The organism is Paramaledivibacter caminithermalis DSM 15212, assembly GCF_900142245.1.
GTDB classification, from domain to species: domain Bacteria; phylum Bacillota; class Clostridia; order Peptostreptococcales; family Caminicellaceae; genus Paramaledivibacter; species Paramaledivibacter caminithermalis.
Map to the genome: position 1 here is coordinate 1 of NZ_FRAG01000075.1, position 11995 is coordinate 11995.

11 protein-coding genes, 1 pseudogene and 1 riboswitch are annotated in these 11995 nt (G+C 32.7%); of the genes and pseudogenes, 4 read left to right on the plus strand and 8 right to left on the minus strand.

Annotation, left to right across the window (positions count from 1 at the left end):
* Positions 1-210, minus strand: a 210-nt coding sequence (locus BUB36_RS16970) for an IS1 family transposase (RefSeq protein ID WP_330390496.1), incomplete at its 3' end; no start/stop codon positions are given.
* A gap of 164 nt (positions 211-374) precedes the next feature.
* Between BUB36_RS16970 and BUB36_RS16975 the strand changes: the two genes are divergently transcribed.
* Positions 375-1082 carry a hypothetical protein gene (locus BUB36_RS16975; protein WP_131821330.1) on the plus strand — a complete coding sequence of 236 codons (708 nt, stop codon included), beginning with the start codon at positions 375-377 and terminating at the stop codon, positions 1080-1082.
* Positions 1083-1533: 451 nt separating this feature from the next.
* On the opposite strand, the gene BUB36_RS16980 is transcribed toward BUB36_RS16975, so the two are convergent.
* A complete protein-coding gene (locus tag BUB36_RS16980) occupies positions 1534-2844 on the minus strand; it encodes an IS1380 family transposase (RefSeq protein ID WP_073153026.1) in 1311 nt (436 codons plus the stop codon).
* Positions 2845-3327: 483 nt separating this feature from the next.
* A complete protein-coding gene (locus tag BUB36_RS16985; protein ID WP_073153029.1) occupies positions 3328-3756 on the minus strand; it encodes an Lrp/AsnC family transcriptional regulator in 429 nt (142 codons plus the stop codon).
* A 186-nt stretch (positions 3757-3942) separates the two neighbouring features.
* Here BUB36_RS16985 and BUB36_RS16990 point away from each other — a divergent pair, with 186 nt between their 5' ends.
* The 3 genes from BUB36_RS16990 to cuyB all read left to right on the plus strand — a co-directional run bounded on the left by BUB36_RS16990 (position 3943) and on the right by cuyB (position 7352).
* On the plus strand, positions 3943-5340 hold the full coding sequence (locus BUB36_RS16990) for an oxaloacetate decarboxylase subunit alpha (RefSeq protein WP_073153031.1): 1398 nt from the start codon (positions 3943-3945) through the stop codon (positions 5338-5340).
* Positions 5341-5372: 32 nt separating this feature from the next.
* The gene (locus BUB36_RS16995; protein ID WP_073153034.1) at positions 5373-6566 is read left to right on the plus strand and encodes a pyridoxal phosphate-dependent aminotransferase; all 1194 of its coding nucleotides are present in this window, start codon (positions 5373-5375) and stop codon (positions 6564-6566) included.
* A gap of 87 nt (positions 6567-6653) precedes the next feature.
* Entirely contained in the window at positions 6654-7352 is a 699-nt protein-coding gene (cuyB, locus tag BUB36_RS17000; RefSeq protein ID WP_073153037.1) for a cysteate racemase, read from the plus strand.
* A gap of 132 nt (positions 7353-7484) precedes the next feature.
* On the opposite strand, the gene ribH is transcribed toward cuyB, so the two are convergent.
* The 5 genes and pseudogenes from ribH to BUB36_RS17025 all read right to left on the minus strand — a co-directional run.
* Positions 7485-7946 carry a 6,7-dimethyl-8-ribityllumazine synthase gene (gene ribH / locus BUB36_RS17005; protein ID WP_073153040.1) on the minus strand — a complete coding sequence of 154 codons (462 nt, stop codon included), beginning with the start codon at positions 7944-7946 and terminating at the stop codon, positions 7485-7487.
* 1 nt (position 7947) lies between these two features.
* On the minus strand, positions 7948-9162 hold the full coding sequence (locus BUB36_RS17010; RefSeq protein ID WP_073153042.1) for a bifunctional 3,4-dihydroxy-2-butanone-4-phosphate synthase/GTP cyclohydrolase II: 1215 nt from the start codon (positions 9160-9162) through the stop codon (positions 7948-7950).
* A 132-nt stretch (positions 9163-9294) separates the two neighbouring features.
* On the minus strand, positions 9295-9948 hold the full coding sequence (gene ribE / locus BUB36_RS17015) for a riboflavin synthase (RefSeq protein WP_073153045.1): 654 nt from the start codon (positions 9946-9948) through the stop codon (positions 9295-9297).
* 188 nt (positions 9949-10136) lie between these two features.
* Positions 10137-11222: a bifunctional diaminohydroxyphosphoribosylaminopyrimidine deaminase/5-amino-6-(5-phosphoribosylamino)uracil reductase RibD gene (ribD, locus tag BUB36_RS17020; protein ID WP_330390532.1), complete on the minus strand. Its 1086-nt coding sequence runs from the start codon at positions 11220-11222 to the stop codon at positions 10137-10139.
* 254 nt (positions 11223-11476) lie between these two features.
* Positions 11477-11596: riboswitch (FMN riboswitch) on the minus strand.
* Positions 11597-11731: 135 nt separating this feature from the next.
* Positions 11732-11995, minus strand: a pseudogene (locus tag BUB36_RS17025) (UPF0236 family protein); the annotation flags it as partial.

Genomic DNA, 11995 nt, shown 5'->3' on the forward strand with positions numbered 1-11995 from the left:
CTCATAATCGTGGTGAAGAAAAGTTGCCTTTCCACAAAGGGGACAGCGAGGGTATTTAGGTACCTTTTTAGATATTGGTTTATCAGGAGCAAATTGGTGATTACATTTGCGACAAAGGTATTTTTGATAACCATCTTTATCTTTACCATAACGGTAAAAAGAATCTTTATTATTGCATTTTGTACATTTAATTGGTACAATTTTTTGTATGAGGACTTCATCCTTTCTGGGAGGTATAGTTTTTTTAGCAAAAACATTGTACCACAGAGGATTGAAGTCCTCAATTTTCATTTAAGTTTACAGAGCGAAAATATAAATAAGGAGGCGGAAAAATTAACATGAAAAAAGTAATAATATTTTTATTAGCTACAACTATGACACTAAGTAGTATATTTTTATCTTTTGCGCAAATGGAAAGTGATTCAATACTTTCTGATGAAGCACAGCAAAATTTTCTTGATTCAATATTAGAAAAAAACAAGATTCTTTTAAGATCCGTAGACGAACCAGATATTGTTTATTCAGGAAAAGACAAGACATTTTATACTATGGATGTTTATGATTATGGTGAAAGCGGAGATCAAAAATATGAATCAGAAGAAAGAGTTTCAGGCGGTTGTATGTATTTAAAAACTCAAGCTAGTGGCGCAAACAATGAGAATGAATGCTGGGTTTATAATGGAAAAGAATTTGTTTTTGATGGCGACAGCACAACTGCTAATATTACTATTAAAGGTGACTATTCTATAGCCATGGTAACAAACCAATATACTGCTGGAATATTGCCAGGTTCAACATGTGCAAACTTTAAGCTCGTTGCAGAAGTCTACGACATGGAGACTGGTTCGAGAGTTGGAAAAAGAACCATTGAATCTGAAGGTATTTTTGGTATATGGGATACGGAATATTTAGAGGAGGATTATAACGATGGAATAGCTTGCTATCTTACTGATGGTCACGCTTATAAAGTTATACTCAAAGCAGAAGCGATGACTAAATCGGAGATAGATGCACATGTCGCAGTTAATGGATACGATAATCCTCGTAAAATAAAAATATCTAAAATAGCTATTAATTTTTAACTTATATGATATTTAAAAAGATAAATTGGTTTGTAAAAATATTACTTTTTTCACTATTAATAGTAATATTCACTATTTGTGTCGATGTTGTAATAGCTTTTAAAATCAATAGCAATGTTTTGCAAATAAAAAATATACTAAAGCCATTATATAGATATGTTGAAAGATGGATAATGTATACTGTTATACTTTTGATATATAGAATTATTATTTATACATTAAAACGATAAAAAGATTTTTGTTTATGTATAATTGAACCTGAATTATTCATGAGTTAGTAATAAAGGGCTGAAAATTGATGCTATATGACCTTTTGAGAGAAAATTGCAAGCGGTTTTCCCATAAGTCTTAGGCCATGGTACATATAATAAAATAATTACTTGATTACGGCTTAAAAAAGGATAGACTTCTCCCTTGGTTATTGAAAATAAGAAAATTTTGAGATTATGCTTTATGAAAAACAAAGCTTATCGATCTTTTCCATGATCTTTTGAAACTGACGCATCCATGGATAATTGCTACTGAGTTTAAATGTTGTTCTTCTTGCTGAAGTAACTATCCTAGAGGCGATTTTGATAAAAACTGTTCTAAGTGAGAGCATTCTACAGCTTTGATGTTCTTTTGGTAACGCTGTACGCTTCATTATGTTGACAATATTGTAGGCCAAGGCTTTAATCAAACACTTGATTGTATTTGCCATAAAGGATGAGTGAGATGCTGATTTCATGGAAAAATCTATCTTAGCTTCTTTGATGAAATTTTCCATATTACCACGCTTGTTGTATGCCTTAACGACCACCTTGGGTTCAGCTTCAAGACTAGTAACAATAAACGTAGCCCTCGCGAGTAATTCCCCAGGTGATCTTTCAATACGACAGATAACTCTTAAAGGCTTCTGCCAGCTTTTTGCTTGATAAGGAAATTCATCATACATAACATGGTGTTTTGAATAGTCTTTGCCGTAAACATCTTCAAACTCTCTTAGAATATCTTCAGAATACTTTTTCAAAGTAGCATTAGCTTTTAATCGAATGACAAATAAGACTCCAAATTCTTCACATAGGTTGTAAAGTGCTGGTGTAGCAAAGCCACTGTCAGCTCTAACAAGTATTTGAGTGTTGGGATATGCTTCTTCTAACCATTCCAATACAGGCTTTAGAAACGCCTCAATGTTGTTAGATGTATAGACACTGCCACCTCGAAGCTCTATCTTCATCAAATCACCATTTAAACCATTGAAAAGCATCAATGGATGATAACCCTTGGATGCATAGTGAAAATTATAGGCACTTTTATCTTGTGTCCCAAATGTCTCGAAAAGCGTAGAATCCAAGTCCAATACAATTTGTTTAGTAGAACGCTTGGGATTAGCTCTTTCAAATAGTATTTCAAGTAACCGATTGAAGGCCTCTATGGCTGTTTCATCCAATGAGTTGATAAACCTTGAAATCGTTGGTTGTGATGCCAAAGCTTCTTTATCTAAGATATTTGTGAATATGGGATCATGTCTCAAACTGTCAGAACAATTATCAGAATGATAACCAGAGATAATGGTATAAACAAGCTGCTCAATGATGGAAGCATAGGTATGAACCCTATAAGCAGAATCATTAAAAGCATCTTCAAGCAGTGGTCTGAGACCCAGCTTCTCAACGAATGAACGAATGATTATAAGGCCGGAATCTGAAGAAAGATTTCCACCTTCAAAATTATATGAAAGACTTTTGTTGAAGTTTAGTATATTTTGCTGTAAACTTGACATAGAAAGAACTCCTTTTCGTGTTTAGTTTTGGTGGGTACTTAAACTTTAACACAAATTCGAGTTCTTTTCTTCTTTTTTTTGTCTTTCACCCAACGGGTGAATAGGACAAACAGTAAAAACTGTTGAATACCAATAACTTCATCGAGATTATATAGTTCTCATGAATAATTCAGGTTGAATAATTAAACTTGAATTCGACAGGTAAAAATATAAAAAGGCTTAATCACTTACTTTATGAATAAAAAATTATTCAAATTTTTGGGGAAATAGAATAGGAGATCTCCCTATATTTCTAATAAAATGTTTTTGTCTAGAAAACATACAGAAAGGAAGATCTCTATATGATTTTACCACAAAGCCATAGTAAAAATAATAGTTTTTCACATTTAAGTATTTCAGCATCTTTTGGCAACCAAACCGTATCGAATAATGTTTTTTATACTTATAAAAGTCAATGGTGACGGTTCTTTTTGATTCTTTTGTTTATAATATAATTTTACTTTCAATAGGACTAGAAAGAATGATATTGGTTTGAGTATTTCCAAATTTTTTTAGATCATCAATAAGATTTTCTAAATCTTCCATGGTTTCAACCATGACTTTAATAATCATACAATCTCCGCCTGTTACATGATGACATTCAATTATATTGTTATTTTTAGGGACGAAATCGAGAAATTTTTTATAATTTTCTGATCTTATAGCGACATCGATTAATGCACTAATATTTTTATTAAGTTTTTTTGGATTAACTATGGCTTTGTATCCAATGATTATGCCATTTTCCTCAAGTCTCTTAACCCTTTCTGAAACAGCAGGAGAAGTTAAGCCAACCTTTTTGCCTAAGTCCTTCATAGAAATTCTGCCATCCTGCTGCAATATTTTTAGAATTTTTAAATCTGTAGAATCCATAATGAACCTCCAATTAAAATAATAAAGAAAAACAAAAAACAAACTTAAAAAATAAGGCAATAATATTATAACACTTAATTTACAAACTGTACATATAAAATATTGCTTGATAAAATCTAGTTAAGAAAAGATATTACTTTAAATAGAAAGGAAAAATATTTTTCCGTTAAATATAGGAGGTGTATTATGGCAAAGGTAAGAATAACAGAAACTATATTAAGGGATGCACATCAATCATTAATTGCCACAAGAATGAAGACCGAAGAAATGCTGCCAATTTTAGAAAAGCTAGATGATATAGGATATCATTCTTTAGAGATGTGGGGTGGTGCTACCTTCGATGCCTCCCTAAGATTTTTGAATGAAGATCCATGGGAAAGACTAAGAACGATTAGGAAAAAGGTTAAAAAGACAAAACTTCAAATGCTTTTAAGAGGACAAAATATTTTGGGATATAAACATTATGCCGATGATGTCGTAGTAGAATTTGTAAAAAGAGCGGTGGCTAACGGAATAGATATAATAAGGATATTTGATGCATTAAATGATGTTAGAAATCTTAAAGTTGCTTTAGAAACAACAAAAAAAGAAGGAGCCCATGCTCAAGCAGCAATTTCTTATACTACAAGTCCAGTTCATACAACTGAAAGCTATGTGGATTTAGCTAAGGAAATGGAAAATATGGGTGCGGATTCTATATGTATAAAGGATATGTCGGGACTTCTAACACCATACTATGCTTATGAGTTAATATCAGCCCTCAAAGATACCGTTAAGATTCCCCTACAGCTTCATTCTCATGCAACTAGTGGATTAGCTAGCATGACATATCTAAAAGGTATTGAAGCAGGTGTAGATATAATTGACACAGCTATTTCTCCATTTGCATTAGGAACGTCTCAACCACCTACTGAGCCTCTCGTAGCTACTCTAAAGGACTCAAAATATGATACAGGATTAAGTATTGATAAACTAAATGAAATAGCTGAATACTTTAAGCCATTAAGAGAGAAAAGTATGGAAAATGGACTTTTGAATCCAAAAGTTCTTGGTGTAAACATAAATACACTGATTTATCAGGTACCAGGAGGAATGCTTTCAAATCTTGTTTCACAGTTGAAAATGCAAAATGCCCTAGATAAATTTGAAGATGTGTTAAAGGAAGTGCCTAGGGTTCGAGAAGATTTAGGTTACCCTCCATTAGTTACACCGACAAGTCAGATTGTAGGGACCCAAGCTGTATTAAACGTTATAACTGGAGAAAGATATAAAATGATCCCTAAAGAAGTAAAGGCTTATGTGAAAGGGATGTATGGAAGACCTACTGTTCCAATAAAGGAAGAGATAATTAAAAAGATTATTGGAGATGAAGAAGTTATAACTTGTAGGCCAGCTGATTTGATAGAGCCTCAATTACAAGCTATAAGAAATGAAATGAAGGAATATTTAGAGCAGGAGGAAGATGTATTATCATATGCATTATTCCCACAGGTAGCAAAAAACTTCTTTGAATACAGACAGGCGATGAAGTATAATATAGACAGTGATTTTGTTGATATGGAACTTAAAACCTATGCAGTGTAATAGGTAAAATTAAAGTAAAAGGAGATAAAGCCATGTATAATAATTTATCCAAAAAGAATGGTGCCATATCACCATCGGTAACATTAGCTATAACAGCTAAGGCAAAAAAAATGAAGGCAGATGGTATTGATATAGTTAGCTTTGGTGCGGGAGAACCAGATTTCAAAACTCCAGAGCATATTAGAAATGCTGCTATTAAGGTGATTGAAGAAGGGTCTATAGGTTATACTGCATCATCAGGTATGCCAGATTTAAAGAAAGCTATTTGTGAGAAACTAAAAGAAGATAACGGATTAGAATATTCAACGGAAAATATTGTTGTTTCAAATGGGGCTAAACACTCTATATACAATGCTCTTGGGGCTATATGTAATCCTGGAGATGAAGTTATTATTCCTGTACCTTATTGGGTTAGTTATCCAGAAATGGTTAAGATGGCTGATGCAAAGCCTGTATTCGTTGAGACTCCTGAAGAAAATGGATTTAAATATACTAAAGAGAGTTTACTTGCTGCTATAAACGATAAAACTAAAGCTATATTTTTAAATAGCCCAAGTAATCCTACTGGTGCTGTTTATACGGAAGAAGAGATTAAAGAAATCGCTAAAATAGCAGTTGAGAATAATATTTACGTTATATCAGATGAAATCTATGAAAAATTAATTTACGACGGTAAACATATAAGCATAGCATCCCTTGGGGATGATATTAAGAAGCTTACGATAGTGATTAATGGTATGTCCAAGGCCTATGCCATGACTGGTTGGAGAATAGGGTATTTAGCTGCAAACAAGGAAATAGCAAAAATTATTACAAATATGCAAAGTCATGCTACATCTAATCCAAATACAATAGCTCAATATGCCAGCATTGAAGCCTTAAAAGGAGATCAAGAGCCTATTAAAAAGATGATTAAGGCCTTTGATAAAAGAAGAAAATACATGGTAGAAAGAATTAATTCAATTAAAAACATATCTTGTAGAGAGCCTCAAGGAGCCTTTTATGTAATGATAAATATATCAAAGCTTATTGGTAAAAACCTAGATGGATATGATATAAATAGTTCCATGGATTTTGCACAGTATCTTTTAGACACTGCAAAAGTTGCAGTAATACCAGGTTCAGGGTTTGGGACTGATAATTATATTAGACTTTCATATGCTACCTCCCTTGAGAATATAGAAGAAGGATTAAATAGAATTGAAAAAGCCATAAATAAAAAATAAGCTGACCTTATGAAAAGGTCAGCTTTTAAAAAAATAACTATAAAAAATTCTTTAGAAAGTATTTGAACAATTAAATGGAGGATTGTTATGAAAACAATAGGAATATTAGGCGGAATGGGACCTCTAGCAACTGCAGATTTATTTAAAAAGATAGTAACCTTGACTGAAGCAAATAGCGATAATGAACATATACCAATATTGATAGATAATAATACCCAAATACCTGATAGAACAGATTATATAATAAACAATAGTCAAGATCCAATAAAGGAAATGATAAGATCTGCAATTAAATTAGAAATGATGGGGGCAGATGTCATAATTATGCCTTGTAATACAGCCCATTATTTTTATGATGAAATTGTAAAATATGTCAATATACCTTTTATAAATATGATAGAAGAAACTGCTAAGGAGATTAAAAAGCTATATTCTAATAAAAAAGTTGCACTTTTAGCAACAGAAGGTACTTATAAAGCAGGAATCTATGATAAAGTATTTGATAAATATGGCTTGGAATTAGTAAAGCCTAGTTCACAGAAACAAAAACATGTTACAGAATTAATTTACGATATCAAAAGAGGCAAAAGCGTTATAGACCTTACCAGTTTTCAAGCTGTTTTGAGAGAATTAAAGGAACAAGGGGTTGAAGCCTTTATACTAGGATGTACAGAGATTCCAGTTGCTTTTCAAATGTTTAATATAGACGAAAAATATATAGATCCTACAAAGATACTTGCTTGTAGTGCAATTAGATATGTGGGTAAAAACATAAAAAATGTGTAACAGACTATAAAAAGTCATCCAAAGCTAGCTTCGGATGACTTTTTTAAAGACCTAAAAGAATGACTATAAAACTTGTAACTTGGAACATAGAATTTGCAAACCCTAAAGTGCTGTCAGACGCTTTTGAGCTAATTAAAATTCCCTTAGAAGATTTGCCATTTCTATAGCTGTTATAGCAGCTTCATAGCCTTTGTTTCCAGCCTTTGTACCAGCCCTTTCTATTGCTTGTTCTATAGTATTGGTAGTTAAAACTCCGAAAATAACAGGAACTTCAGTGTCAAGGGATACTGAAGCTATACCCTTTGAAACCTCGCTTGCAACATAGTCAAAATGAGGTGTAGCACCTCTTATTACTGTACCTAAGCATATAACAGCATCATACTTTTTAGTCACAGCCATTTTTTTAGCAACCAATGGTATTTCAAAGGCACCTGGTACCCAAGTTATCTCTATATCATCTTCCTTTACACCATGTCTTTTTAACCCATCTAAAGCTCCTGATAGAAGTTTGCTGCCAATAAATTCATTAAACCTAGCTACTATAACACCAAATTTTTGACCTTCAGATATTAGTTTTCCTTCATAGATTTTCATATTAAATATCCTCCTTTATAAATTCTAACATATGACCCATTTTTTCTTTTTTTGTTTTTAGATAAGGTTTATTAACTAAATTATGACCAACTTCAATAGGTACTCTTTCAACTACTTTAAGTCCATGACCTGATAAACCAGAGAGTTTTTTAGGATTATTAGTCATTAATCTAATATTTTTAACTCCTAAATCCGAGAGAATTTGGGCACCTATACCATAATCCCTTAAATCATCTGGAAAACCTAGGGCTAAATTTGCTTCAACAGTATCTAGACCTTTATCTTGTAGGTTATAAGCCTTAAGCTTATTTATTAAACCTATTCCTCTACCTTCTTGGCGCATGTATAAAAGAATACCCTTACCTTCCTTTTCAATTCTCTCTAGTGCAGTAGCTAATTGATTGCCACAGTCGCAACGCAGTGAACCAAAGGCATCACCTGTAAGACATTCTGAATGTACCCTCACTAGAACAGGTTCATCACCGCTGATAGCACCCTTTACCAATGCCACATGATGACCACCATTAATAATTTCATCGTAGCCATATATTTTAAAGTTTCCATATTTAGTTGGCATATTTGCTGTTGTCACTCTTTCAATTAGCTTTTCATTTTTTCTTCTATAGGCGATTAAATCAGCTATAGATATTAATTTTAAGTTATGTTTTTTGGAAAATTTTATGAGCTGAGGTAGTCTTGCCATGGTACCATCGTCATTCATTATTTCACAGATAGCTCCAGCAGGATAAAGACCTGCAAGCTTTGCTAAGTCCACTGCAGCTTCGGTGTGACCAGCTCTTTTAAGAACACCACCTTCTTTAGCTTCTAGAGGAAATATATGGCCAGGCTTTTTAAAATCATTGGACTTTGAATTTTTATCTAATACCTTTTTTATGGTTACGGCTCTTTCAAAGGCGGATATGCCTGTTGTAGTTTCTATTGAATCAATTGATACAGTAAAAGCAGTACGGTGGTTGTCAGTGTTTTCACTTACCATCTGTCGTATATCAAGTTGTTTTAGTCTTTCAGAAATTATAGGCATACAGATCAAACCTCTGGCAAATTTAGCCATAAAATTAACAGCCTCAGCAGTTATTTTTTCCGCTGCTATTACTAGGTCACCTTCATTTTCTCTGTCTTCGTCATCTACAACAATGACCATTTTACCTTGTTTAATATCTTCTATAGCTTCTTCAATAGTATTAAATCTAAACATATTATGGCTCCTTTCTCTTTTTATCTGATTAACTCAAGATTATTACAATTTATACAAAAATTAAGTTTTACCATTAGCCATAAGCTGATACATGATAAGATTTGACCATAACCTTCTAATTGTTACTTAGCTTTAACAAAATCCATGCTTACTTAAAAACTCCATATCAATACTGTTTTTAGCATTATTAGTTTTTCTATTGAAATTTATTAGCTTTTCAATATACTTTCCAATCATGTCACATTCTAAATTAACCTCATCACCAATAGATTTATCCAATAAAGTTGTAACATCCTTGGTATGGGGGATTATAGAAACCTTGAAAACTTTTTCGTCCACATAGGCTACTGTTAAGCTTATTCCATCTATGGCGATAGAACCTTTATGAATTATGTATTTAAGTAGATCTGTTGAAGGTTTTATAGTAACCCATACTGCATTGTCTTCTCTATCCAAGGATGAAATTAAACCCGTACCATCGATATGTCCACTAACAAGATGCCCTCCAAGTCTGTCGTCTAGTCTTAAAGCTCTTTCAAGATTAACTTTACTTCCAGGAATCAAATTTTTAAGTGTACTTCTTCTCATAGTTTCTGCCATTATGTCTACTGAGAAGGTGTTATCCTTAAAATCAGTAACCGTCAAACATACTCCATTAGTGCTTATACTATCACCCAATTTCACATCTTCTAAAACCTTATTAGCTTTAATAACTATTTTTGCAGATTTAATGCCCTTTAAAACCGATTGAACTATACCCACTTCTTCAACTAGTCCAGTAAACATTGATAAGCCCTCCTAACTATAGCTTTTTAGTATTCCTTTATGGTCGAGGTTGAGATTAAGGCTAAGTTATTTGGGTTAATCTATATAGTCAAAAAGATTAATTTTATATAGAATGACCTTAATTCTTAACCTTAACCTATACTTAAAGAGTTTGACACTAAACGGAACCTGAGCCTATGAAAGAGACTTCAGTCTCTTTGACCTATGTATCCTTCTATCATAATGTCATTTCCAAATTTATATGTTACCATGTTATTGACTAAAAAAGCATTTTTAACTAACGAAACACCTTTCCCTTCTACAGGGCTTTTAGCGAGGGTACCTCCAATTATTTTTGGTGCAATAAAGCAGTTAACCTTATCAACTATTCCTGCTTCAATAGCAGAATAATTAAGAGTTCCCCCACCTTCTAAAAGCACGCTGTCAATACCCATTTGTCCTAGTCTTTCCACCAGAGCATTAAGGTCAACTCTTTTATCTTTTGAAGGCAGTATTAAAACCTCTATTCCTTTATCCTCAAGCGTTTTTATTTTTTTAGTATCAGCTTTTTTTGTAGTAGCTATTAAGGTTTTAGCATGGGATATTTTTTTTACAACATTGCTATCTAAGGGTATTCTACATCTACTATCTACGATAATTCTTATGGGATTCAAACCCTTAAACTCTGGGATTCTAACTGTAAGCAGAGGATTGTCTACTAATACTGTATTTACTCCTACCATTATTGAAGAATATTTATGTCTTAATTTATGGACATATTCCCTTGACTCATTACAAGTAATCCACTTAGAATCTGAAAATTTTGTAGCAATTTTTCCATCCAATGACATGGCTGATTTCATGAGGCAAAAGGGGAGTTTAGTAGTAATATATTTAATAAATATTTCATTTAGTTTTTTTGCTTCTTCTTCTAGAATACCAGTTACTACTTTGATACCATTTTCTTTTAATATTTTTATACCACTGCCAGATACCAAGGGATTTGGATCAAGCATGGCCACAACTACCTTTTTAATACCACTTTTAATTATTGCATTAACGCATGGAGGAGTTTTACCATGATGTGAGCAGGGCTCAAGGGTGACATACATGGTTGAACCTTCTGGTGTATCAGTAAGAGAGTTTAGGGCTTCAATTTCTGCATGATTACCTCCAAAGAATTTATGGTATCCTTCACCTATAATATTACTATTCTTTACTATTACTGAGCCTACCATTGGATTTGGGTTTACAAATCCAGCTCCTTTTTCAGCTAGGCTCAAAGCTCTTTTCATAAAGATTATATCCATAACTAACATTCCTTTCTGGTGGATATTAAGATTAAGTATTATGGTTAGATTTTGGGGTCTATATGAAGAATCAACTGGATATAGACCTTTTAACTGTCTACTAATAATTATTTGCTCTTTGAAATAATGTAAACCTAAGTATTAAAATCTATACTAAAAAAACCCTGAAGTTTTTTACTTCAGGGCCAATATACAAGTATATAGTACATATATAAAAAGGTTTATAAATGCACTTTATAGCTATCCTTCTACCATCCAGACTATACTGTCGGCCCTGGAATTTCACCAGATCAACCGCTTATATGCGGCTCGCGGGCTATACCGCCGGTCGGGAATTACACCCTGCCCCGAAGGAGAGATATTTAGTTTTTGTATTAAATAATATAAACAAGGATAACATTATAATATTTAGAAGTCAAGATTATTTTTTATTGTGATAGTGTCAAGATACTGTAGGAAAAAAATTTAAAAAAAATTCTTATGTTCTGATGAAATTAAGCACCACGAACAGACTTGAGTAATTCACTAGCCCAAGTTCTTTTCCCAATATTCAAAACAGTTATATTATCAATTTTTTCTTCTACTTTTTTATTTAATTTTCTTTTTACAACTCTTTTATCTAACTTCTCGATTCTTTTTTCTTTCTGCTTTTCTTTTCTCTTTTTTATCATTGTTTCATATACTTTCCCACCATTGGCACGATGTACTCTTAGTCGTGCCATTTGATCAGCACCTACTATACTCCATGCTAATGGTCT